At 73.6% G+C, this 26,059-nt stretch carries 10 protein-coding genes; 6 read left to right on the top strand and 4 right to left on the bottom strand.

Features of this window, described 5'->3' with window-relative positions:
- The first annotated feature begins 33 nt into the window (after positions 1-33).
- From metX to bla, 3 genes are all read left to right on the top strand, one after another.
- Positions 34-1,161 carry a homoserine O-acetyltransferase MetX gene (gene metX, locus ACZ6X9_RS02005; RefSeq protein WP_469775977.1) on the top strand — a complete coding sequence of 376 codons (1,128 nt, stop codon included), beginning with the start codon at positions 34-36 and terminating at the stop codon, positions 1,159-1,161.
- Between the two features lie 4 nt (positions 1,162-1,165).
- A complete protein-coding gene (locus ACZ6X9_RS02000) occupies positions 1,166-2,602 on the top strand; it encodes an MFS transporter (RefSeq protein ID WP_469775976.1) in 1,437 nt (478 codons plus the stop codon).
- Positions 2,603-2,869: 267 nt separating this feature from the next.
- Positions 2,870-3,838 (top strand): class A beta-lactamase, encoded by a 969-nt coding sequence (gene bla, locus ACZ6X9_RS01995; RefSeq protein WP_469775975.1) that lies wholly within the window; start codon positions 2,870-2,872, stop codon positions 3,836-3,838.
- Positions 3,839-3,858: 20 nt separating this feature from the next.
- Here the strand turns inward: bla and ACZ6X9_RS01990 are convergent, their stop codons facing one another.
- The 4 genes from ACZ6X9_RS01990 to ACZ6X9_RS01975 all read right to left on the bottom strand — a co-directional run bounded on the left by ACZ6X9_RS01990 (position 3,859) and on the right by ACZ6X9_RS01975 (position 11,530).
- Complete coding sequence (locus ACZ6X9_RS01990) at positions 3,859-7,257, bottom strand: D-alanyl-D-alanine carboxypeptidase family protein (protein ID WP_469775974.1); 3,399 nt, start codon at positions 7,255-7,257, stop codon at positions 3,859-3,861.
- A gap of 412 nt (positions 7,258-7,669) precedes the next feature.
- Positions 7,670-9,208, bottom strand: coding sequence for an L-piperidine-6-carboxylate dehydrogenase (amaB, locus tag ACZ6X9_RS01985; protein ID WP_469775973.1), 1,539 nt, complete (start codon positions 9,206-9,208; stop codon positions 7,670-7,672).
- Between the two features lie 15 nt (positions 9,209-9,223).
- On the bottom strand, positions 9,224-10,159 hold the full coding sequence (locus tag ACZ6X9_RS01980) for a 2OG-Fe(II) oxygenase family protein (protein WP_469776617.1): 936 nt from the start codon (positions 10,157-10,159) through the stop codon (positions 9,224-9,226).
- 138 nt (positions 10,160-10,297) lie between these two features.
- Entirely contained in the window at positions 10,298-11,530 is a 1,233-nt protein-coding gene (locus ACZ6X9_RS01975) for an aminotransferase class V-fold PLP-dependent enzyme (protein ID WP_469775972.1), read from the bottom strand.
- A 261-nt stretch (positions 11,531-11,791) separates the two neighbouring features.
- On the opposite strand from ACZ6X9_RS01975, the gene lat reads away from it, so the two are divergent.
- The 3 genes from lat to ACZ6X9_RS01960 all read left to right on the top strand — a co-directional run bounded on the left by lat (position 11,792) and on the right by ACZ6X9_RS01960 (position 25,985).
- The gene (gene lat / locus ACZ6X9_RS01970) at positions 11,792-13,159 is read left to right on the top strand and encodes an L-lysine 6-transaminase (protein WP_469775971.1); all 1,368 of its coding nucleotides are present in this window, start codon (positions 11,792-11,794) and stop codon (positions 13,157-13,159) included.
- Between the two features lie 422 nt (positions 13,160-13,581).
- Complete coding sequence (locus ACZ6X9_RS01965) at positions 13,582-24,966, top strand: amino acid adenylation domain-containing protein (protein WP_469775970.1); 11,385 nt, start codon at positions 13,582-13,584, stop codon at positions 24,964-24,966.
- Between the two features lie 29 nt (positions 24,967-24,995).
- Positions 24,996-25,985, top strand: a complete 990-nt coding sequence (locus ACZ6X9_RS01960; RefSeq protein ID WP_469775969.1) for a 2OG-Fe(II) oxygenase family protein — start codon at positions 24,996-24,998, stop codon at positions 25,983-25,985.
- The last annotated feature ends 74 nt before the right edge of the window (positions 25,986-26,059 follow it).

Here is a 26,059-nt window from a genome sequence, read left to right as displayed (position 1 = left end):
GGCCCGACCGGAGCGACCACGGAGGATGCGCGCATGCGCCTGCACAACACCGGAGCGTGGCAGCCCGGTGACCCCGAGGGGAACCGGCGGTTCGTCACGACCCACTCGGCCGAGGCCCCCCTGACGCTGTTCTCCGGGCGCACCCTCGGGCCGGTGACCATGGCGTACGAGGCGTGGGGCGAGCTCGATCCGGACCGCGGCAACGCGGTCCTGGTCCTGCCGCCGCTCAGCATGAGCAGCCACGCGGCGGGCCCCGCCGGGCCCGGGCACCGGGCGGAGGGCTGGTGGGACTCCGTGATCGGCCCCGGCCGGCCGCTGGACACCGACCGCTTCCACGTCGTCGTCGTCAACAACCTCGGCGGCTGCGACGGGAGCACCGGCCCCGCGAGCCTCGACCCGGCGGGCCGGCCGTGGGCCTCCCGCTTCCCCGCGCTGGACGTGGTCGACCAGGTGAACGCCGAGGCGGCGCTGGCCGACGCGCTGGGCATCCGGCGCTGGCACACGGTCGTCGGCATGTCCATCGGCGGGGCCCGCGCCCTGGAGTGGGCGGTGTCCCGCCCGGACCGGGTGGGCCGGCTGCTGCTCATCGCCGTGGCGGCGGCCACCCGGATCGAACAGGCCGGCCACACCCACGTGGAACTGGAGCTGATCCGGCGGGACCCGCACTTCCACGGCGGCGAGTTCTACCACCTGCCCGAGGGCTGCGGTCCCGTCACCGGCATGGCGCTCGCCCGCAGCTTCTCCCACCTGCGCTACGGCACGGAGGCGTACTGGCAGGAACGGTTCGGCGGCGAGGCCTGGTACCACGACTCGGACGGCTGCCACGCGAAGTTCCGCGAGTACGTGCTGGCCCAGGGCGAGAAGGTGTGGGAACGCTTCGACACCAACTGCCACGTCGTCCTCTCCGAGACCGCCCTGAGCGCCACCGTGGCACGCGGCCGGGGGAGCATCGGCGACGCCCTGGCCCGGATCACCGCCCCCACCCACATCGTCGGCTTCTCTTCCGACCGCGCCTACCCGCCGGAGTGCCAGCGGGAGCTGGCGGACGGCATCCGGGGCGCCCGCGTGCGGACCGTCGACACCCACCTGGGCCACTACGGCTTCCTCTTCGAGCCCGGCCTGATCGAACCCGACCTCCGCCGGGCCCTCGGAGAGGAGTGAGCCGGTGCTCGCCGTGCTCCTCGTGGGTGCCTTCATGCCCACCCTGGACTTCTTCATCGTCAACGTCGCCGTCCCGTCCATCACCGCGGACCTCGCCGCGACCAGCGGCGAGACGCAGCTCGTCGTGGCCTCCTACGGGATCGTCTACGCCTGCCTGCTGGTGCTCGGCGGCCGGCTCGGCGACCACTGGGGGCGCAAACGGGCGTTCGTCGTCGGAATCGCCCTGTTCACGGCCACGTCGGCGATCTGCGGCTTCGCCCCGGACGTGTGGTGGTTGATCTGCGGACGCGCGCTCCAGGGCGCCGCCTCCGTCGTGCTCTTCCCCCAGGTGCTCGCCCTCATCCGGATCCACTACCCGCCGGCCGAACGGCCGCGGGTGATGCGCGTCTACGGGTTCACCCTGGGCAGCGCGATGGCCGGGGGACAGCTCCTCGGCGGACTGCTCCTCAGCCTCGACTGGCTGGGCCTGTCCTGGCGGTGGGCCTTCCTCGTCAACCTCCCGGTCGGCGTGGTGACCCTGCTCCTCGCCCCCCGGATGCTGCCCGCCACCCCCCGCCGGGGCGGACTGCGGTTCGACCGCATGGGGGTGCTGCTGTTCGCGGGGGCCATGGTGCTGCTGGTGGTGCCCCTGACGGTCGGGCGCTCAGTGGGCTGGCCGGCGTGGGCCCTGGGCATGCTCGGGGGCGCGGCCGTGCTGCTGCCCGTGTTCTGGCACTGGGAGCGCCGCACCGAGGCCCGCGGCCGCGAGGCCCTGCTGCCCACCGGGCTGCTGCGTGACGGCACGATGCGCACCGGGCTGCTGACCAGCTTCGCCTTCTACGCCTCCCTCTCCTCGTTCCTGTACGTGCTGGCCGTGCTCCTCCAGGAGGGGCACGGCCTGTCGCCGATCCGCGCGGGCCTGGCGACCAGCCCGCTGGCCTTCGGTTTCTGCGGGGCGAGCATGGCCTCGTCCGCCCTGACGGCCCGCTGGGGGACACGGCCCCTCAAGGTGGCGATGTACGTCCAGATCGCGGGCTACGCGGCGCAGTTCCTGCTGCTGCTCGGGCGGCCGGAGGACGTGAGCCTGCCGGCGCTGGCGGCCCTGCTCGCCGTCAACGGGATCTGCACCGGCGTCGTGATGAGCCCGCTGCTCGGACTGGTCCTCGACGGGGCGGACCCCGCGCAGGCCGGTGCCGCCAGCGGCCTGCTGGCCACGACCCAGCAGGTCGCCGCGGCCGTCGGGCTCTCCGTCATCGGCGCCGTGTTCTACGGCCTCACCCGGCACCCGGCGCCGGACCCCGACCGGATCGCCGCCGGTTACCGGCACGGCCTGGTCTTCCTCACGCTGACGTCGGTGGCCACACTCGCCGGACTGTACGCGCTGGCCCGGGGCCGGGACGACGGCCGGCGGCCCGCCGGGAACGCCGCTGGTACGGGGGACGCGGTGGCAGCGCGGCAGTGAGGGTTCGCACCGGGGGGCAGCCGGAGCCAAGAGATCCGCACGTTCCTCGTACGCCCGTACGAGAGGGTCACACGACGTGACGGCGGAGGTGGACGGTCGGCCGCACGAGCGCGTACAAATGCGACAACAGGGCCTGCTGGTACGTCGGTTGGGGTCGATCCGGAGCAGGTCACGCCGTCGCGTGCCCGTTCGCGCGTGGCGCCCCGCCCGACCGAGCGAGCCCCTTGAGCGACCCGTGGGGGGCGTCCGAAAGCAGGTACCACCGCGATGCCCTCCCAGCCCGCCCGGCCCGTCCGGCCCCCGACGCCGTCCCGCCGCGTGTTCCTGCTCTCGGCGGCCCTGCTGCCGCTGGCCGGCTGCGGGGGGCGCGGCCGTACCGAGACCGCGCCGTCGCCCGGCTCCGGCGGCCGCCCCGCCGGTCCCTCCCCGGCGGGCCCCCGCCCGGCGGCCCATGTCCCCGCCGCCCGGTTCACCGAGCTCGAACGCCGTTACGGCGCACGGCTGGGCGTCTACGCCCTGGCCACCGGCACCGGCGCCACCGTCACCCACCGGGCGGACGAGCGGTTCGCGTTCTGCTCCACGTACAAGGCGTTCGCCGCGGCGGCCGTCCTGCACCGCGACCCGGTCGACCGCCTCGACCGGCGCATCGCCTACACGGCGGACGACATCGACTCCACGTCACCCGTCACCAGGGACCACACCGGCACCGGCATGACCCTCCGGCAGCTCTGCGACGCCGCCGTCCGCTACAGCGACGGCACGGCCGGCAACCTGCTGATGCGCGACCTCGGCGGCCCGGCCCGGCTGACCGCCTACCTCCGCACCCTGGGCGACACCACCGGCCGCGTCGACCGGTACGAGCCCGCCCTCCACAGGGGCGGACCGGGCGACCCGCGCGACACCACCACCCCCCGGGCGGTCGCCGCCGGCTTCCGCGCGCTCCTGCTGGGCGACGCCCTGCCCGCGGACCGGCGCGCCCTGCTCAAGGACTGGCTCACCCACAGCACCACCGGTGCCAAGCGCGTCCGCGCGGGCCTCCCCAAGGGCTGGACGGTGGCCGACAAGACCGGCACCGGCAACTACGGCCGGGCCAACGACATCGCCGTCGTCTGGCCGCCGGCCGGCGGCGCGCCGCTCGTGCTGGCCCTCATGTCCGAACGGTCCGGACACGACGACGCGCCCCAGGAGACCCTGCTCGCCGACGCCACGGCGCGGATCGTCGCCGCCCTCACCTGACGCTCACCTGACGCCGCCGCTCAGCCCAGGCGCGTCAGACGCGTGCCGAAGGACGGCTCGGGCAGCGCGGACTCCAGCACGACCGGCACCTTCCGCGCCCCGGGCCCGGTGCCCACGGCGAGCTCACCCACGACGGTCCCGGCCTTCGCCCCTTGGGGGACGGACCGGCCGCCGTCACGGAAGGTGACGCGCACCTTCTGCCCCGGCAGGCCGACCAGGCGGAGGTCCTTGGCGGCCACGATCCGCGCCCGGTGGCCCAGCCCGTCGTCCACCCGGCCGACGGCGTGCCCCTTGCGCACGACCGTGCCGGACGTCAGGTTCTCGCGCACGGCCGCGATGACCTTCCTGCTGTTCTCCAGCACCAGGGCGAGGCTGTTGGCGCCGTTCGGGTCCGGGCCCGTGACGTGCTGGTCCATCAGCGTCCCGAGGACCAGTCGGTCCACGCCGTCCACCCGGGTCCGCGCCGCCCACGACAGGGTGCCGCCGGCCGGCGTGTTGGACCCGGTCTTGATGCCCTGGACGCCCAGACCGGCCGTGAGCAGCGGCACGTTGTTGTTGTCGATGTGACCGGCGCCCGGGATGTCGGCCCCGGGCAGCGCGACGACCGCGCGGAACGCGTCGTACTTCATGACCGCGTCGGCCAGGCGCAACTGGTCCACGGCGGTGCTGACGGTTCCCCGGTGCAGGCCGCTGGGGTCGGTGTACGTGGTGTTCCGCATGCCCAGGTCGCGGGCCGCGTCGTTCATCTTCCGGACGAACGCCTTCTCGTCCTTCGCCCCGGTGTCCCAACGGGCCAGCATCCGGGCGATGTTGTTGCCCGACGGGATCATCAGCATCTTCAGCATGTCCTGCTCGCTGAAGCTCTGCCCCTCCTGGAGGCCCTCGACGCGCGACTCGTCCTCGGACATGCCGTCCTGCACGGTCTTGGCGTCGATCGTGATGCGCGGCCCCTTCTCGCCCTTCTTCAGCGGGTGCTCGCGCAGGATCACATACGCCGTCATGATCTTCGCGACACTGGCCGTCGGCACGGGCTTCTCCGGCCCGAACGTCCCGACGGTGCCCTGCCCGGCGACCATCACCGCGCCCTGCCCCTTCGCCGGCCACGGGATGGAGAACCCGCCGCCGGGAACGGTCACCGTGTACGCCGCCTTGCCCACGGAGAGCTCCGGATCGGGCAACGGCCGCACCGCCTGCACCACCAGGAACACCAGCGCGAGCAGCACGGCGACCGCGCCCCCCACCACGACCGGGCGGCGCCGCAGCGCACCGGCCGCCGACACGGAGGCACCCGCCGGCCGCACGACCTCCGGCCGCCGGAACTCCGGGGCCGACGGGGCTTCCCCCGGGGCGCTCGGGGCGTTCGCCGGGGCGGCGGCGCTCTTGCCGCCGGGGGCGGCGCTCTTCGCGGCGGCGTTGCCGCGGGGGGCGGCTGCGGCGGTTGCCGCGGTTGCCGCTGCGGCCGCGGCGGACGTGGCGGCCTTGGCTCCGGCCTTGCCGCCGCTCTTGCCGCTGCTCTTGGGCGTGGCCCCGGCCTCTGGCTTGGCCTCGGCCCCGGCCTCGGGCTTGGCCTCTGGCTTGGCCTCTGGCTTGGCCTCGGCCTCGGCCTTGGGCGTGGCCCCGGCCTTGGGCGTGGTCTTGGTGGCGGCGCCGGATCCGGTCTTCGCCGCGCTCCCGGCTTCGCCCTCGGACTCGGCGGTGGCCTTGGGGCTGCCGCTGTCGCCCGAGGCGTCGGAGGCGTCGTCGGCCGAGGGTTCGGTGCTCGCCGCGCTCTCGGCGGCGTTCTTGGACTTGCCGGTGTTCTCGGGGCTGCCGCTGCCGGTGCCGCTGCCGCTGTCGCTCGGGACGCCGGAGGCGGCGCCGGCCGAGAGCCCGGTCTTCGCCGTCTTCGCGGCGCCGGCCTTCGGCTGGGCGGGGGCGTCGGTGCTGTCGTCGCCGGCGACGTCGGCCGCGGCTGCGGGATCGGTGTTTGCGGTGTTCGCGGCGTCGGCCTGGGACTCGGCGGCGGGGCCGGCTGCCGGGTCGGTCTTCGCCGTGCTGGTGGCATCCGCCTCGGCCTTCGCGGAGGCTTCGGAGCCGCCGCTGCCGCCCGAGGCGTCAGGGGCGACATCGACCGTGGTCGCGGCCTCCGTCGTCTTCGCCGTGCTCCCGGCCTCGCTCTCGGGCACGGGGGAGTCCTCGGCGCCCGCAGCGGGCGCGGCGGCGGTGGCTGCCTTGCCCCCGCCGCCGGGCCGGTCCTCGGCGGCGGTCCTCGCCTTGCCGCGCCCTTCGGACCGGGCGTCATCTTCGTCGCCGGTGCCGGCACTCGCGACCGCTCCGGTCGCGGCGGCCGCCTTGGGCGCCGTCGTGCGCGCGCCGTCGGGCGTGGCCTCCGCCCTGTCCTCCGCTTCGCCTCCGGCGGCTGCGGGGGCGCCGGGCCGGGTCTCGGCGTCCGTCGTGCCCCGGGCCTCCGGCCGGGCCGCTGTCCCGTCGGCGTCCACGCTTCGGGCGGCGGGTTCGTCGCTTTCCTCCCCGGACTCGGCGTCCGCACCCTCGGAATCCTCGGAGGCGTTCCCGGCCTCACGGGGGCTCCGCCCTTCCCGCCCGGCGGAGGACTCGGACGTCTCGGCGCCCGAGGCGTCCTGCTCGCCGGCGGCAGGCGCCTCGGGGGCCCGGGCGGCGTCCGTGTCCGAGGACTCCGTCCCCTTGGACCCGGCAGTGGGCGAGTCCTTGACGGGCGTTTCGCCGTCCCGGCGCCCGGCGGAGGGCGCCTTGGGCGTGCCAGTGCCGGAGGCTTGGGCGTCGGCGGGGACGGGCGTGTCATCGGCCGGAGAGGCGTCGGCATTCGGGGACTTCGTCCCCTTGGGTCCGGCAGTGGGGGAGCCCTTCGCGGGCGCTTCGTCGTCGTCCCGACGTGCGGCGGTGGGCGCCTTCGGGGTGTCGGAGGTTTGCGCGTCGTCGGTAACGGGTGCGTCAGCGGCCGGAGAGGCGTCCGTGTCCGAGGACTTCGTCCCCTTGGGTCCCGCGGTGGGTGAGCCCTTCGCGGGCGCGTCGTCGTCCTGACGCGCGGCGGTGGGCGCCTTCCGGGTGTCGTCGGCGGCCGGGGTTCCGGCCGTGCCGGAGAGTCGCGGGTCGGTGGGAACGGCCGTGCCACCGTCGGTGGAAGCGTCCGTGTTCGCGGAGCTGTCCGAGGTGCCCGGTCGCTTCCGCGCCGCGCTGTCCGCGCCGCCCCCGTCGGGCGTCGTCTCGGGCCGGGCGCCCGCCCCCTCGTCGTCCGCACCCTTCTCCGAGGTCACCGCCGCCGTGGCCGGCGTCCGCTTCGTGGGCGGGCCGGCGAGGGCCGTGCGGGGGTCCGCGGGGCGGCGGGACGGATCGCGATCGTCGGTGGAGGCGTCCGTCGGCGTCGGGTGCTCGTCGGGTGCGTCGGGGGATCGGCCCGCCATCCATGTCTCCTACGTCGCGTGTCCTGGTGCCGCGGGGCCGGTGTGTCTCGCCCGAGGGCCCCAACAGGCCCGGCGAGCCCGATGGATGCGGCGACGCACGACCTGACACGCTCGGTGCGCCCGGGTACTCCCGGGCACGGGAAGAGGACGGTGTGAATCGCCGCCGGGGCCCAGGGCTCCGTCCGGGCTCTTCCCCCGGGAGCCTGAAAGCCGTTCACCGTGCGGCGGCGACAGCGTAACCGATCAGTGTTCGACGGCGGCCGGGCGCACCCGGCCGCCGATCGGCCGCTTTCCGGACGGGCCGGCCGGGTGGGACCGGCCGGAAGGCGGAGCGGGCGGTTTCGTCACCTTCCTCCCACCCCGCCCGACGCCCGATCACCTCACCACCGGGCCGCCCTACCGCCCTACCGCCCTACCGCGAGAAGTCCACCCCCTGCGCCAGTGCCACCCGCCCCGAGTAGTTCACCGTGTTCGTCGCCCGGCGCATGTAGGCCCGCCAGGCGTCGGAGCCGGACTCGCGTCCGCCGCCGGTCTCCTTCTCGCCGCCGAACGCGCCGCCGATCTCCGCCCCGGAGGTGCCGATGTTGACGTTGACGATGCCGCAGTCCGCGCCGTCGGCGGCGAGGAACCGTTCGGCCTCGCCCTGGTCGGTGGTGAAGATGCCGGCCGACAGCCCTTGCGGGACGTCGTTCTGCAGGCGGATCGCCTCGTCGAGGTCGCGGTAGGTGAGGACGTAGAGGACGGGCGCGAACGTCTCCTCCCGGACCACGGCGGTCTGCCCGGGCATCCGGACGAGGGCGGGCCGGACGTAGTGGGCGTCCGGCGCCGCCTCGGCGAGCTCCCGGCCGCCGCCGGCGACCAGTGTGCCGCCGTCGGCCGCCGCGCGGTCGAGCGCGGCCCGCATCCGGGTGTGGGCGGCGGCGTCGACGAGCGGGCCGACCAGGGTGGACTCGTGGAACGGGTCGCCGACCGGCAGCCGCCGGTACGCCGCGGCGAGCCGGTCGACCACCTCGTCGGCGACGTCGGCGTGCACGATCAGCCGGCGGAGCGTCGTACACCGCTGGCCCGCGGTGCCCGCGGCGGCGAACACGGCGGCGTTGACCGTGAGGTCGAGGTCGGCCGACGGGGTCACCACGGCCGCGTTGTTCCCGCCGAGTTCCAGGAGGCTGCGCCCGAAGCGGGCGGCCACGCGGGGGCCCACCGCCCGTCCCATCCGGGTCGAACCGGTCGCGCTGACCAGCGGTACGTCCGGGGAGTCGACCAGCCGTTCCCCGGCCTCCGCCCCGCCCAGGACGACCTGGTTGAGGCCGGCCGGGGCGCCGGTGTCGGCGGCGGCGCGGTCGAGGAGGGCGGAGCACGCCAGCGCGGTCAGCGGAGTGAGCTCGGAGGGCTTCCATACCACCGTGTCGCCGCAGACCAGGGCCACCGCCGCGTTCCACGCCCACACCGCGACCGGGAAGTTGAAGGCGGTGATCACCCCCACCACGCCCAGCGGGTGCCAGGTCTCCATCAGCCGGTGCCCCGGCCGCTCGGACGGCATCGTCCGGCCGTACAACTGCCGGGACAGTCCCACCGCGAAGTCGCAGACGTCGATCATCTCCTGCACTTCGCCGAGCGCCTCGGAACGGATCTTCCCGGCCTCGACGGTGACGAGGTCGGCGAGGTCCTCCTTGTGCTCGGTGAGGAGTTCGCCGAGGCGTTTGACCAGGGCGCCGCGTACGGGCGCCGGGGTCGTCCGCCACTTCAGGAAGGCCGTCCGCGCCGTGGCGACGGCCCGGTCGACGTCCTCCGGCGCGTCGGCGCGCAGGCCGAAGAGGGCCGCGCCGGTGACCGGGGTCCGGGCGGTGAGGGCGTCGCCCTTGCGCGCGGCGGGGTCGGCCCCGCAGCGGGCCAGGGCCGCCTCCGCCCGGGCCCGGATCGTCGCCGTGTCGGTGAGTGCTGTCGTCGCCATGCCGGTTCGTGCCCCTTACGCTTCGGACTTGGTGCGAATGTTGACGTAGTTGCCGCCGATCCAGTCCTGGAACGTGGCGGTCTCGTCCTCCATGCCGATGTCGAACCCGCACTCGCGGGCGAGCGGCACCGAGAAGGTGAAGCCGGGGTCGGGGCGCAGGAAGAAGACGCTGGACGTCCGGCCGCTGCCCCTGATCAGGTCCCGGCCCGGGGCCGCGACGTGGTGCCGGGGTGCCTTCACCCGGCCGCCGGTCACCAGGGTGGCGACGGCCCCGCAGAAGACGAGGACCGCGTCCGGCACGGCCGGCAGGTCCACGAACTCACCGCCGACCTCGCACTGGAGGCTCACGAAGCCGTTCGGGCACGGTGTCTGCTGGATCAGCGTCACCGTCGACAGGTCGTAGTGCGGGGCCATCCGCGACGGCACCTCCTCCGCGCTGCGGTCCTCCGGCACCTCCGGGAAGTAGCGGAAACGGAGGAGCGGTTCGCAGTTCACGAAGGACTCCGTGCCGCCCTCCGGCACCGTCCCGGTGGTCTTCAGCACCTGCCGCGCCACCTCGCGGGAGGCGTCGTACATGCGGTCGAAGTAGTCCGTCCAGACGCGCTCGAAGGTCTTCGAGGGGAAGACGTTGTCCGACGTCCCCATCGAGTAGCACATCGAGTAGTCGGTGTACGTCCCATTGTTGGTGATCTTCGCGGTGCTCTCCGACTCCAGCCCGGTGAAGCCGCGCCGGAGGGTGGGGACCGCCGAGGTCACGGCCCGCTTCTCGGCCTCGGTGCCGTGCTCGAAGAAGTCGACGGCGACGTCCTTGGCGGACTTCTGGTCGGTGTCCGACAGACCGCTGTCGGTCAGGTAGAACACGCCCTTCTCCGCCAGACAGGAGCGGAACTCCTCCTGCTGGCGGCCCTGCTGGAGATCGGTCAGGCTGAACGTCGGCACCGTCGTGTCCATCGGCACGTCGCGCCCCTCTCGTGATCGCGTGGTCGGCAACTCGCCGGCTCTCGCCGGCTCCTGGTCAGGCGGCTGTTCGGCGGATCGCGGGCGGCGCTCCGGCGCGGGGCCGGGCCGCCGCCCCGGCCCGCGGGTACGTCACCGGAGGCCGGCGGGGGAGGCCGCGGGCGCGGCGGTCCGGCCCGCCGTCAGCTCGCCCAGCGCCTCCGCCAGCCGGTCCAGCTCCGCTTCGGTGGTGTGGAAGTTCACCGAGACGCGGAGCAGCGCGCCGTCCGGCCGCTCGGCCACCCCCGTCTCGATCCGGAAGTCCTCCCAGAGCCCGCGGGCCAGTTCGTCCGCCCGTACCCGGCCGGGCGGCCGGAACGCCACCATCCCGGCGGACAGCTCCGGCGACCCGGGGGTGATGGGCTCCAGCCCCGGCCCGTCGGCGAGCAGCCGGCGCACCCGGCCCGCCAGTTCGCGCCGGCGGGCCCGGACCCGGGCGGGCCCCAGCTCCTCCTGGAAACCGATCGACTCCGGCAGGACGAGCCACGGGCAGAGGTCGCGGGTCCCCTCGCACTCGAACCGGCGCAGCCGCGGCGTACTGCCGAACCGGTCGCGCTCGTCCGGCGGGCTCCCCGGCGGGAGCCGGTACGCCCAGCTCACCTGCGCCGGTTCGAGGCGGTCGGCCTGTCCCTCGCCGAGGTGCAGGAAGCCGGTGCCGGTGGGGCCGAGAAGCCATTTGTGGCCGCTTCCGGCGTAGAAGTCGCAGGGGATGCCGGCCAGGTCCAGGCCGATCAGACCCGGCGCGTGCGCCCCGTCGACGACGGTGGTGATCCCGCGCCGGCGGGCCTCCTCGCACAACTCCCGGGCGGGCAGCACCGTCCCGGTGCCGGCCAGGACGTGGGAGAAGGCCAGCAGCCGGGTTCGCGGGCCCATCGCCGCGACGACCGCGTCGAGCAACGCGCCGGGGCCGGACGGCCGTTCCGGGAGCCGGACCGTCCGTACCTCCAGCCCGAGCCGCCGGGCGGCCCGCTCCCAGCACCACCGCATCGGCGGGTACTCGTGGTCGGTCAGCAGGATCTCGCCCGGGCCGGGCAGCTCCAGCGACGACGCGACCAGGTTGACGGCCGCGGTCGCGTTGGTGGTGAGGACCAGCCGGTGCGGGTCCCCGCCCAGGAAGCCGGCCAGCCGTTCCCGGGCGGCCCACAGCAGCGGGGGGACCTCGCGCAGCAGGAAGTTCATCGGCGCCCGGGCCAGCCGGGCGCGGAGTTCGGTGAGGCGGTCGAAGGCGACCCGCGGCAGCGGGCCGCCGGAACCGGTGTTGAGGTTGACGGCGGTCGGGTCGAGCAGCATCCGGCCGCGGGCATCGTCCCAGTCGGCATCGGCCATGTCGTCATCTCCCGTGTGTTCAGAAGGAAACAGGGGCCCGCCGACATTCGTTCGACGCCCCGCACAGTAGCAGCCGGTGCGGGAATTCCGACAGGGCGATCCCGGAAATTGCACAACCGGGAAGAGATTCCCGAGAGAGCGAAAAGAGGGGCTCAAGAGCGAGCCCGGTTAGCATCGGGATCCCGCCTTCCCAGTTCGCCGTCACGGCAGTCCGGCGTCCTGTAGCTCCGGCAATTCAGCCCGTCCCAGAGGAGTTTTCCCATGGGTGAACAAGAATGTCGTCCCGGCACTGACCTCGTCCACTCGGCAGGTCTCCAGGCCGGTGACGTGCACCGCGCGCTCGCACCTCACGTGCTGGTGGACGGTTACGACATCGTTCTCGACCTGACTGCCAGTTCCGGCACCCGCATGGTCGACGCCATCACGGGCAAGGAATACCTCGACCTCTTCTCGTTCTTCGCCTCGGCTCCTCTCGGCATCAATCCGCCCTGTATCACCGAGGACCCGGACTTTCTGCGCGAACTCGCGTCCGCGGCCGTCAACAAACCCTCGAACCCGGACCTTTACACCATTCCGTACGCCCGGTTCGTCACGACGTTCGCCCGGGTGCTCGGCGACCCGGCGCTGCCGCACCTGTTCTTCGTGGACGGTGGCGCGCTGGCCGTCGAGAACGCGCTCAAGGCCGCTTTCGACTGGAAGGCGCAGAAGCTGGGCCTGGAGGGGCGGGCCGCCGACGGTCTCCAGGTGCTGCACTTGGAGCGGGCGTTCCACGGCCGCAGCGGCTACACCATGTCCCTCACCAACACCGAGCCGGCGAAGACCGCCCGCTTCCCCGCCTTCGCCTGGCCCCGGATCCCGTCCCCGGCCCTCCGGCACCCGCTCGCCGAGCACGCCCGGGAGAACCGGGAGGCCGAACGGCGGGCCCTGGAGGCCGCCGAGGCCGCCTTCCGTGCCGCCGACGGCATGATCGCCTGCTTCATCGCCGAGCCGATCCAGGGCGAGGGCGGCGACCACCACCTGAGCGCCGGGTTCCTCCAGGAGATGCAGCGGCTCTGCCACGAGCACGACGCCCTGTTCGTCCTGGACGAGGTGCAGAGCGGCTGCGGGATCACCGGCACACCGTGGACGTACCAGCAGCTCGACCTCAGCCCCGACCTGGTGGCCTTCGGCAAGAAGACGCAGGTCTGCGGGGTGATGGGCGGCGGCCGGATCGACGAGGTGCCGGACAACGTCTTCACCGTCTCCTCCCGGATCAGCTCCACCTGGGGCGGCAACCTCGCCGACATGGTCCGCGCCACCCGGCTGCTGGAGACGATCGAGAGCACCCAGCTCCTCGACGCCGTCGTCCGGCGCGGCAAGTACCTGCTCGACGGCCTGGAGGCGCTGGCCGGCGAGCACCCGGACGTCCTGGACAACGCCCGCGGCCGCGGCCTGATGTGCGCGGTCGACCTGCCGGACACCCGCCGGCGCGACGAGGTTCTGCGCCGGATGTACCGGGACCACCGCGTCATCGCCCTGCCGTGCGGCGACCGCGGCCTGCGGTTCCGCCCGCCGCTGACCATCGGCGAGGGCGAGATCGACGAGGCCCTGGAGGCGCTGGAGCGCAGCCTGCCACCGGTCGCCGGCTGAGGGACGGCCGTACCGGCCCCGGCGGCGGGTGCGAGCCTCAAGGCGCGTGAGCTCCAAGAGGCGTGAGTTTCACAGCGCATGAGCTCCGAAGCGCGTGAGCGCCAGGGTGCCTGAGCGCCGGGATGTCTGAGCACCAAGGTGCTTGAGCTTCCGGACGCTTGAGCCCCAGGCGCTTCGACCCCGAGGTGCGCGGGCCCGCGAGGCGCCCAGGCCCGCACGGCACCCACGCCCCCGTCCCCTACGCCCCACCCCACCCGGCACGCCACTCCCCCCGGCACCCGAGGCGCGGCGACGGCGCACCCCGGTGGCGTGCGCCCGCGCGACGGACGTCTCGCGCGCCCCGTTCTCTGACCCCGCGGCCCGGCGGCGGCCCCGAGCCCGCCGTGCGCCGCACACCCCCTGGCACGACGGAGAGCCCACGGATGAAGTCAGCCCCGTACCCGACGACCGCCGCGGAATGGTCCGCCCGCGTCGCAGCAGTGTCGAACGAGCGCTGCGACCTGGAAATGCTCCTCAAGGACGAGTGGCGCAACAGGATCGCCGTCCGGGACGACGACCCCGCCGTCCGGGCCACGGACAGCCGTGAACTGACCATCACCGGCGGCGATGTCGCCGCGCTGCGCGCCACGCTCCGGGACGGCGGCCCGTCCGCCGCCGCGTTCGCGCTCGCCACCCTGCACAGCGTCATGCGCGCGTACGGGCACGGGAGTCGGACCGTCACGGCGTTCGTCGACGCCACCGGGCCCGAAGGGCCGCGCGGGGCCCGCGTCCTGCCCGTCATCGTCGATCACGAGGAGCAGGCCCGGCTCGGCCGGCTCGCGGCCGTCCGCGAACTCGACGCGGCGCTGAGCCGGAAGGACGCCTTCCTGGCCCCGGACGAGGTGCTGGGCCGCGGCCTGTTCGACGCCCACCTGGTGCTCACCGACCGTGAACTGCCCCTCGCCGAGCTGCCCGCCTCCCCGCTCACCCTCGTCGTCCGCGACACCGGGGACGACCTGCGGTGGACGCTGGCCTACGCGGCGGACCTCTTCGAGGGCCCGACCATCAGCGGCGTGCTCGACGTGGTGCGCGAGGTGTGCGGCCAGTACCTGCACGGACCGGACCGGACCGTCGCCGACATCGAACTCGTCTCGCCGGAGCAGCGGGAGCGGCTGCGCCGGTGGAACGCCACCGACGGCGACTTCCCGGCCGGCCGCCGGCTCGACGACCTGGTCGACGACGCGATCCGGCGCTGGCCGGACCGGGAGGCCGTCGTCTTCGGCGACACCCGGCTGACCTACCGCGAGATTGGCGACCGCGCCGACCGGCTGGCCGACCGGCTGCTCGGTTCGGACCCGGCCGTCCGGCCCGGGCAGCTCGTCGGGCTGTACCTCGACAAGAGCGATCTCGGCGTCGTGGCCACCCTCGGGATCTGGAAGGCCGGGGCGGCCTACGTGCCGATCGACCCCGGCTACCCGGCCGACCGCGTCCGCTTCGCCGTCCGGGACACCGGCCTCGACGTCGTCGTCACCAACCGGCACCACGCGGCGCGCCTCCGGGAGATGTTCGGCGCCGAGCCCGCCGGCGTCCGCCTCGTCGAGATCGAGACGGTCCTGGACGGGGACGCCGCCGCCCCCGGCGCACCGCGGAACCTTCCCCGGCCGCCCCGGGACGCCGGCGACCTCGCCTACGTCACGTACACCTCCGGCACCACAGGCGTCCCGAAGGGCGTCCCCAAGTACCACGAGAGCGTCGTCAACAGCATCACGGACCTCTCCGAGCGCTACGACATGCTGCGCCCCGGCACCGAACGCGTGGCGCTCTTCGCCTCCTACGTGTTCGAGCCGCACCTCCGGCAGACCCTGATCGCGCTGGTCAACGGGCAGACGCTGGTGGTCGTCCCGGAAGAGGTCCGGCTGGACCCGGACCTGTTCCCCGCGTACATCGAGCGGCACGGGGTGACGTACCTCAACGGCACCGGTTCGGTGCTCCAGCACTTCGACCTGCGCCGGTGCCCCAGCCTGAAGAAGCTGCTGCTGGTCGGGGAGGAGCTGACGGCGGCCGGGCTGCGCAGGCTCCGCCGGACGTTCTCCGGCCGCGTGATCAACGAATACGCCTTCACGGAGGCGGCGTTCGTCACCGCCGTCAAGGAGTTCGCCCCGGGTGTGACCGAGCGCCGGGACCGCAGCATCGGCCGGCCGGTCCGCAACGTGAAGTGGTACGTGCTGAGCCAGAACCTCAAGCAGCTCCCCGTCGGCGCCATCGGCGAACTGTGGATCGGCGGCTGCGGCGTCGCCCCCGGCTACCTCAACCGGGACGACCTGACCGCCGAGCGGTTCCTCCCCAACCCCTTCCAGACCGAGGAGGAACGGGCGCTCGGCCGCAACGCCCGCCTCTACCGCACCGGCGACCTCGCCCGCGTCCTGCCCTCCGGCGAAGTGGAGTTCATGGGACGCGCCGACTTCCAGCTCAAGCTGAACGGCGTCCGCGTGGAGCCCGGCGAGATCGAGGCCCGCGCCACCGCCTACCCGGGCGTGCGGAAGTGCACGGTCGTCGCGCGCGGCGACGACGAGGCCGCCGGGGGCCGCCACCTGGTCGGCTACTACACGACCGAGCCCGGCGCGACGGTCACCGAGGACGAGCTGCTGGCGTTCCTGGCGGAGCGGCTGATCCGGATCATGGTCCCGGCCCGGATGGTCCGCCTGGACGACATCCCGGTCAACGTCAACGGCAAGGTCGACTGGCGGGCCCTGCCCGAGGTGGACGCCGTCCGCCCGGCCCCCGCCGCCGCGGAGCCCGCCGCCGTACGGCCGGCCGGCGGCGTCCTGGACGCCCTGCGCGCGATCTGGGGCGAGGTCCTCGGCCTGCCCGCCGACCGGATCGGCGACGGCGACGACTTCTTCCGGCTCGGCGGCCAGAGCATCTCCTGCATCCTGCTCATCGCCCGGGTCCGGCAGCGGCTCGGCGTCTTCGTCGGCGTCGAGGACGTCTTCGCCCTCCGCACCCTGGCCGACCTGGCCCGCCACCTGGAGACCGCCCCCGAGCACCGGACCGAGCCGGCCGCCGCCCCCGCCGCGCCGGCGCCGGCGGACGCCCCGCTGACCCTGCGCGCCAACGGCCTCCAGCAGGGGCTGCTCTACCACGCGCTGAAGAGCGGCGACGGCGACGACGCCTACGTCATGCAGTCCGTCCACCGCTACCGCTGCGCCCTCCGCCCCGAGCTGATGCGCGAGGCGTGGCAGCACGCCCAGCGCACCTACCCGGCCCTGCGGCTGCGGTTCGAGTGGACCGAGGAGCCGCTCCAGATCATCGAGCCCGACGACCGGCCCGTCGACTGGCGGTACCTGGACCTGAGCGAGGTGCCCGGCACCGACGAGCAGGACGCCCGGATCAGGGAGCTCCAGGAGCGCGACCGCGCCGAGCCCTACGACCCGGCCGCCGGCCGCCTGTTCCGCATCCACCTGGTCAAACAGCGCGACGACCTGTACTCGCTGGTCTTCAGTTGCCACCACCTCATCCTGGACGGCTGGAGCCTGCCCGTACTCCACGACGACGTCCACCGCACCTACCTGCGCCTGCTGCGCGGCGAGCCGCTCGACCAGGCCGTGGACGGCGCCTACGTGGCGGCCCAGCGGTACTGGGAGGAGCACCGGGAGGACGACGTCGACCACTGGCTCCGGGAGATCGAACGCGTCGACGAGCGCGGCGACTTCGCCGGGCTGCTCAAGGAGGACATCCGCTACCGCGTCGACCTGAGCGACTACGACCACGTCCGCGAACACCGGACCCGGAAGCTGGGCCTCGGCGCGGAACGCACCGCCGCCCTCAAGGCGCTGTGCGCCGCCCACTCCGTCACCCTGCACTCGGTGCTCCAGTTCGTCTGGCACCAGGTGCTGCACGCCGTCGGCGGCGGGAACACCACGGTGGTCGGCACGATCGTGTCCGGCCGCAACCTGCGCGTCGACGGCATCGAGAACTCCGTCGGCCTGTACATCAACACCCTGCCCCTGATCGTCGACCACGAGGCGCAGGCGGCCGGCGACGTCGGCACCGCCCTCCGGGACATCCAGTCCGCGGTCAACACCATGAACAGCCGGAGCACCGTCGAGCTGGGCCGGCTGGGCACCGGCGGGATGAAGCGCCGGCTGTTCGACACCCTGCTGGTGCTGGAGAACTACCCGCGCCTCCTGGCGGAGGCCGAGGAGCACGACGAACTCCTCCGCTTCGAGAAGGCGTACGACGCCGACAAGGTCGACTACCCGCTGGCCGTCGTGGCCCGGGAGGAGGGCGACGAGCTGACGGTCACCCTCTGGTACGCGGGCGAGCTCTTCGAGGACGCCACCATCGACTCGCTCCTCGACGTGGCCGGCACCCTCTTCGCCCAGGTGGCGGAGGACGTCACCCGGCCCCTCACCGCCCTGGAGTCGGTGTCCCCCGCGATGATCGAGCGGTTCGACGCCTGGAACCGCACCTGGACCCCGTACCCGGCGGACCTCACCCTGCACGCCGTCTTCGAACGGCAGGCCGCCGCCTGGCCCGACGAGACCGCGGTGGTCTACCGCGACACCCGCCTCACCTACCGCGAACTGGACGAGCGCGCCAACCGACTGGCCCACTACCTGCGGTCCGTCGTCCCGCTGCGGCCGGACGACCTGGTGGGCCTGGTGCTCGACAAGAGCGAACTGATGATCGTGGCGATCCTCGCGGTGTGGAAGGCCGGTGCCGCGTACGTCCCGATCGACCCCGGCTACCCCGACGACCGCATCGCGTACATGCTGGAGGACACCGGCGCCCGGCTCGTCGTCGCCAACGAGGCGCACGGCGACCGGCTCCGCGCCCTGCCCGGCGCGGCGGCGTACCGGGTGCTCGGCGCCGAGGGGCTGCCCCTGGCCGGACAGCCGGCGGAGAAGCCGGTCACGGACGTCACCAGCACCGACCTCGCCTACGCCATCTACACCTCCGGCACCACCGGCCGGCCCAAGGCCGTCCTCGTCGAGCACCGCGGCGTCGTCAACCTCCAGACGTCCCTGGCCGAGCTGTTCACCCTGGACCGCAGCCGCGGCCGGGAGGCGCTGCTGTCCTTCTCCAACTACGTCTTCGACCACTTCGTCGAGCAGATGACCGACGCGCTGCTCAACGGCCAGAAGCTCGTCGTCCTGGACGACACCATGCGCACCGACCCCGAGCGGCTGTACCGGTACATCGAGGACGAGCACGTCACCTACCTCTCCGGCACGCCGTCGGTGCTCTCCCTCTACGACTGGTCCACGACGCGCACGCTGACCCGCATCGACGCCATCGGCGAGGACTTCACCGAGCCGGTGTTCGACCGGATCCGCGAGACCTTCGACGGCACGATCATCAACGGGTACGGACCGACCGAGATCTCGATCACCAGCCACAAGCGGCCGTACGAGGTCGGCGAGCGGCGGGCAACCAAGAGCATCGGCCACCCGGTCGCCAACACCACCGCCTACGTCCTCGACCGCTGGATGCGCCGGGTGCCCGTCGGCGGCCTGGGCGAACTCTGCATCGGCGGCGACGGCGTCACCCGTGGCTACCTGCACCGCGACGACCTCACGGCGGAACGCTTCGTCGACAACCCCTTCCGCACCCCGGAGGACGTCGCCGCCGGCCGGAACGCCCGCCTCTACCGGACGGGCGACCTCGTCCGCTGGCTGCCCAACGGCGAACTGGAGTGCCTCGGCCGCACCGACCTCCAGGTCAAGATCCGCGGCCAGCGCGTCGAACTCGGCGAGGTGGAGGCCGTCCTGTCCGCCTACCCCGGGGTGACCCGCTCCCTGGTGATCGCCCGCGAGCACGGCGGCCGCGCGGGGGCGCAGAAGTACCTCGTCGGCTTCTGCATCTGCGACCCGGAGGTCGAGGAGTTCGACGAGCAGGACGTCAAGCAGTGGATGCGCGCGACCCTGCCCGAGGCCATCGTGCCCGCCCGCATCCTGCGCATCACCGACATCCCCGTCACCCCCAGCGGCAAGCTGGACGTGCGCCGGCTCCCGGAAACCGACTTCGGGCCGGGCGACACCACCGAGTACATCGCCCCCGCCGACGACGTCGAGGTCCGGCTGTGCGGCATCTGGGCCGCCGTGCTCGACGTCCCCCCGGACCGCATCGGCGCCCACGACGACTTCTTCGCGCTCGGCGGCGACAGCATCCGCGCGATGGCGCTCGCCCAGGCCGTCACCACCGGCTTCGGCCGCGGCCTCGGCGTCACCACCGTGCTCCGCCACACCACCCTGCGCGCGCAGGCCCGGCACATCCGGGAGACGGCCGCCCGGCCGGACGACGCCTCCGCCGCGCCCGGGACCGCCCGCCTCGCCGTGACCGGCCGGCCCCCGGTCTCCCTCGCGCAGGAACGGCTGCTGTTCATCGACGAGTTCGAGGGCGGGACCGCCGCCTACGACATCCCGTTCGCGCTCCGGCTCCCGGTCCCGGACGACGGCGCCCCGGACGCCGTCACGCCGGACACCGTCACCGAGGCGCTCCGCACCCTGGTACGGCGCCACCCCGCCCTGCGCACCCTGCTCACGACCGACGGCGACGGCGTCCGGCGGCAGCACGTCCTGCCCGAGGACGCCGTGTCCGCCGCGTTCGCCGTGCCCGTGCACCGGGTCGAGGACATCGCCGCGCTGGACGAGCGGCTGGTGGAGCGCGCCGGCCACGTCTTCCGGCTGGACGCCGAACCGCCGCTGAAGGCCGACCTGTTCGAGGTCGCGGGCGATCCCGGCGCCCTGTACCTGAGCCTCGTGTTCCACCACACCTGCTTCGACGGCTGGTCCTGGAACGTCTTCCGCGAGGAGCTGACGGCCCTGCTCCAGGGCGCGCCCGAGAGCGCGCTCGGGGCGGCCGGGGGCAGCTACGCCGAACACGCCGTGGCCGAGCGGCGGTACCTCACCGGCCGCCGGCTGGCCGCGCTCACCGAGTTCTGGACCGGCGCGCTGGCGGGCCACGAGCCCGTCGCGCTCCCGCTGGACCGGCCGCGCCCGCCCCGCTTCGACCACTGGGGCCGGGAGCTGGACTTCGCCGTGGACGAGCCGACCACGGAGGCGCTGCGGGCCCTGGCCCGCTCCGCGCGCGTGAGTCTCTACAGCGTGCTGCTGGGCGCCTGGTGCCTCATGCTCAACACCTACACCGGCCGTCACGACTTCGTCGTCGGCACACCCACCGCCAACCGCGGGCGCCCCGAGTTCGACCGGACGATCGGCCTCTTCGCCAACCTGCTCGCCCTGCGCGTCCACGTCGACCCCGACGCGACGCTCACGGACTACGTCCGGGCGGTGGGCGAGCGGGTGGTCGCGGCCCAGGTGCACGGCGAGCTGCCGTTCGAGCAGCTCGTCAAGGAACTCGCCCTCGAACAGGACCCGAGCCGCCACCCCCTCGTCCAGGTCAACTTCACCCTCCAGAACCTCACCGCGGCCCCCGCCCCGGCGGCGGACGGACGGCCCGTGCCCACCGAGCACCGGCCGGACGCGGACGGCCGGACGGCCACCAAGTTCGACCTGTCGGCCACCCTGACCGAGACCCCCGGCGGGCTCGCGGGCAACCTGACGTTCGCGGCGTCCCTCTTCGACGACGCGACCGCCGAGGGGTTCGCCGCCACCTTCCGGCACATCCTGGGGGAGTTCGCCCGGCTGTCCGGCGCGGGGGGCCGGGCGGGGCTGGCGGAGGTGACGCTGGTCGAGGGGGCCACTTGGGCTGTTGAGGCCACCGAGGCCACCGGGACGGCGGGGGACGAGGCGCGGACCGCGCCGGTCCCGTCCTCCGCCCGCGTGCCGGCCGTCCCGGCCGCGTCGTCCGCCGGCGTCCAGGCCGTCCCGTCCCGGACACTGCACGCCGTGTTCGAGGAGCAGGCGGCGGCCCGCCCGGACGAGACCGCGGTGATCTGCGGTGACGTCGAGCTGACGTACCGTCAGCTCGACGAGCGGGCCGATCGGTTGGCCCGCCGCCTGCGGTCCGCCGTCGCGCTGCGGCCGGGCGACCTGGTCGCCCTGATGCTCGGCAAGAGCGAGCTGACGGTCGTCGCGATCCTGGCGGTGTGGAAGGCCGGGGCGGCGTACGTGCCGATCGACCCGGACCACCCCGACGACCGCGTCGCCTTCATGCTGGACGACACCCGGGCCCGGCTCGTGGTCACCGACCGGGACCACGGGGCGCGGCTGCGGGGCCTGCCGGTCGTGGACGTCACGGAGGACGCCACGGAGGACGTCACGCGGGACGCCGCCGAGCCCGCCCTCGCGGAGGTCACCGTGGGCGGCACCGCGGACACCGCCCCGGAGGCCACGAGCGCCGACCTCGCCTACGCCATCTACACCTCGGGCACCACCGGCCGCCCCAAGGCGGTACGGGTCCCGCACCGTGCGGTGGACGGCTTCCGCCGGGAGGTGGCCGGACGGTACGTGAGCGTGCCGGGCACGCCCGGGACGGCGCGGGAGGGCGTCCTGTTCCTGGCCAACTACGTCTTCGACTTCTCCGTCGAACAACTGGCCCTCTCCGTCCTCAGCGGCAACACCCTCGTCGTCCCGCCGCCGGACGCCGCCCACGACGACGCCTTCTACGCCTACGCCGAGCGCGCGGGCCTCACCTACCTCAGCGGCACCCCGACCCAGGTCCAGCAGTTCGACCTGGCGAAGCTGCCCGGCCTGCGCTGCGTCCTCGTCGCCGGCGAGGCGTTCCACGAGCACCACTTCGACCGGATCCGCGAGGGGTACACCGGCCCGATCGTCAACGCCTACGGCACCACCGAGACGGCCGTCTACAACACCGTCCGCCACTTCGCCCCCGGCGAGCCCTACCGGGACACCCTGGGCCGGCCGCTCGGGAACACCCGGCTCCACGTGCTCGGCGACGCCATGCGCCCGCTTCCCCCGGGAGCCGTCGGCGAGCTGTACATGGCCGGCGAGTGCGTCGCCGACGGCTACCTCGACCGGCCGGAACTCACGGCCGAACGGTTCCTGCCCAACCCGTTCCGCACCCCGGACGAGCAGCGCGACGGCCGGAACCCCGTCCTCTACCGCACCGGCGACCTCGTCCGCCTCACCCACGACGGCGAACTCCGCTACATCGGCCGCAACGACGCCCAGGTGAAGATCAACGGTCTCCGGATCGAACCCGGCGAGGTGGAGGCCGTCCTGGCCGCCTGCCCGCACGTCCGCGAGTGCGCCGTCGTCGCCACGGCGGACGGCGGGGCGCCGGGCGGCAAGCGGCTCGTCGGCTACTACACGGCCGACGAGGGGACGACCGTCGACGAGGACGCGGCCTTCGCCGCCCTGCGGGCGCGGCTCATGCCGGGCATGGTGCCGTCCACGCTGGTGCGCCTCGACCGACTGCCGACCACCGTCAACGGCAAGCTCGACACCAAGGCCCTCCCGGAGGTGGACTTCGCGGCCCGCCGCACGGCCCACACCGCCCCGCGCGACCGCGCCGAGGCCCTGCTCTGCCGCCTCTGGGGCGAACTGCTGCCCGGCGGCACGGTGGGCATCGACGACGACTTCTTCCGCTCGGGCGGCGACAGCATCGGAGCGCTCCGCCTGGCGAGCCGGGTGCGGCGGGAGACCGGGCACGACGTCGGCGTCAAGGACGTCTTCGACCACCCCACCGTCCGCGGGTTCGCCGACCACGTCCTCGCCGGGCCGGCCGCCGCGCGCCGGGTCGCGGGGGAGGGGGAGCGGGACCACGAGGCACCCGAGCAGGGGACGCTGAGCGGCGACTGCCCGCTGCTCCCCGTCCAGGAGTGGTTCTTCGCCAGGCCCCTCACCGACCGCGCCCACTGGAACCAGACCTTCGCCGTCCGGACCCCGGAGCTGGACACGGACCGACTGCGGCGGGCCCTGGCCCGACTGGCCGGCCACCACGACGCGTTCCGCCTGCGGTACGCGGGCGGGGACGGTACGGAGATCACCCAGTTCTACGCGTCCGGCGTCCCGTCCCTCGAGCCGTACGAGCTCGACGTGCGCGGCCTGACCGACGAGGAGGTCCGGCGGCGGCTCGCCGAATGGCAGTCCGGCTTCGACCTGGAACACGGCCCGACCGCCCGCGCCGCGTACCTCCACGGGTACGCCGACGGCAGCGCGCGGGTCTGGTTCGCCCTGCACCACCTGATCGTCGACACCGTCAGTTGGCACATCCTCGCCCAGGACCTGGAGATCCTGTACCACGGCGGCGAACTGGGCGAGAAGACGGCGAGCTACCGGCAGTGGGCCCGGGCCCTGCGCGCCTACACCCCCGACGAGGAGGAGCGGCGGCTCTGGGACGCGACCGTACGCGGCCTGACCTCGGCGGACGCCCTGACCTCGGCGGATGCCCTGACCTCGGCGGACGCCCTGGGCGCGGTGGGCGCGGTGGACGGCGCGGGCGCGGCGGGCAGCTTGGGTACGGCGGGCGACGGCACCGTGTCGCACCGCGAGGAGTTCACCCTGAGCCCCTCCGACACCCGCACCCTGCTCACCGAGAGCCACTGGGCGTACGACACCACCATGAACGACCTGCTGCTGACGGCGACCGGCCTGGCGCTGCGGTCGGTGACCGGCCGGGCGGAACAGCACGTCACCGTCGAGGGCCACGGCCGCGAACGGTTCGCGGGGGCGCCCGACGTCCGGGCCACCGTCGGCTGGTTCACGGCGATGCACCCGCTGGCCGTCCGGACGGATCCCCAGGACCTGGGCCGCAGCATCCTCGCCACCCGCGAGGCCGTCCGGCGGGTCCCGCACCACGGCATCGGCTACGGCGCCCTCCACGGCGCCTACGGCGGTGAACGCGCGCCGCTCGCTCCGGTCTCCTTCAACTACCTGGGCCGGTTCGCGGACGACGGGCCGCGGGCGGCGGACGGTTCCGCGCCGTGGCGGCTCGACCCCGCCCTGTGCGGCGCCCACACCTCCGAACGCGACCGCGGGGTCCACCAGTTCGCCGTCGACGTGACCGCGCACTGCGCCGGCGACCGCCTCGTCACCGTGATCGACAGCCGCCTGGACCGGGCCACCACCGAACGGTTCGCGGGCGAGCTGCGGAAGTGGCTGGAACGGATCGTCGCCCACACGGTGACGGTGGCGCGGGAAGCGGAGGACCCGAAGCGACGGAACGAGGGAGGAACACCCCTCAACACCCTCCCCGCCGGCGAACCCTTCACCCCCTACCTCCTCGTCAACGAGGAGAACACGGACCACACCCTCTTCGTCTTCCCGCCAGGAGAAGGCGGCGCCGAGAGCTACCTGGGCAACATCGCCCAACGGCTGACCGGTTCCCGGCTCGTCCTGTTCAACAACGTGCACCTGCACACACCCATGGCGTCGTTCGAGGCCGTTGCCGACTACTACCTCGAACACATCCGCGCACTCCGCCCCTCCGGCCCGTACAGCCTCCTCGGCTGGAGCTTCGGCGGCATCGTCGCCCTCGAGACGGCGCTGCGCCTGGCCAGGGACGGAGAGAAGATCGACCACCTCTTCCTGATCGACCCCTACTTCGACATACGGCGGGCCACGGCCGCCATCGGCCTCCCGGGCGTCCAGGACGTACTCGACCCGATCAACCACCACTACGTCCCCGACCCGGCCGACCTGGAACGGCTCGACGCGAGCACCGGCAAGGTGGTGCTGTTCAAGGCGGGCGAGGAGAACGAGATCGCCCGCGACGACCGCCAGCGCCGGCTGTTCGCCCACTACCAGCGCTCGCCCTACAACGGCCTCGACGCGCTCCTGCCGGCCCGGTCGATCGACGTCCACCCGCTGCGCGGCGCCACCCACCACTCCTGGGTGCGGAACGACCGTCTGGTGGCCGAGCTCTGCGCACGCGTCGAAAACCTGCGTGACGCCACCTGACCTCTCCCTACGGTTCCACGGAGGATTCCATGCCCATTCCGATGCCGTCGGCGGACGTCCCGACGATCGACATCTCGCCGCTCTTCGGCACCGACCCGGACGCGAAAGCCGACGTCGCCCGGCAGATCGACAAGGCCTGCCGCGGCTCCGGTTTCTTCTACGCGTCCCATCACGGAATCGACGTCCGAAAGCTCCAGGACGTCGTGAACGAATTCCACCGCACGATGACGGACGAGGAGAAACACGACCTCGCCATCAACGCCTACAACCCCGCCAACCCCCGGGTGCGCAACGGCTACTACATGGCCGTGAAGGGCAAAAAAGCCGTCGAGTCCTGGTGCTACCTCAACCCGTCGTTCGACGCGGACCACCCCATGATCCAAGCCGGCGCCCCGATGCACGAGGTCAACATCTGGCCCGACGAGGACCGGCACCCGGGATTCCGCGCGTTCTCCGAGCAGTACTACCGCGACATGTTCCGGCTCTCCCGCCACCTGATGCGCGGCTTCGCCCTCGCCCTGGGCCGCCCGGAGGACTTCTTCGACGCCGCCCTCGACGAGACCGACACCCTCTCCGCCGTCTCGATGATCCGCTACCCCCGCCTGGACGACTACCCGCCGGTCAAGACCGGCCCGGACGGCACGAAACTCAGCTTCGAGGACCACCTCGACGTCTCCATGATCACCGTCCTCTTCCAGACCGAGGTCCAGAACCTCCAGGTCGAGACCGTCGACGGCTGGCGCGACCTCCCCACCTCGGGCGAGAACTTCCTGGTGAACTGCGGCACCTACCTGGGCTACCTCACCCACGACCACTTCCCCGCCCCGAACCACCGCGTCAAATTCATCAACGCGGAACGCCTCAGCCTCCCCTTCTTCCTCCACGCCGGCGCCAAAACAGTGCTCACCCCCTTCACCCCCGAAAACTCCACCACACCCCCCACCAACCCCCCCATCCCCTACGGCGACTACCTCCAACACGGCTTCCACGCCCTGATCGCCAAAAACGGCCAGACCTGACCCCTCCGGTCGACCGGATTGAGCACCCGTCCCGCCATTAATTCACACGAGGAAGACCCTGCGCCCGGAATTCG

Source organism: Streptomyces sp. NPDC052910 (assembly GCF_055585605.1).
The sequence above is the reverse complement of the archived record's forward strand: the minus strand, read 5'-3'. Positions and strand labels throughout refer to the sequence as shown.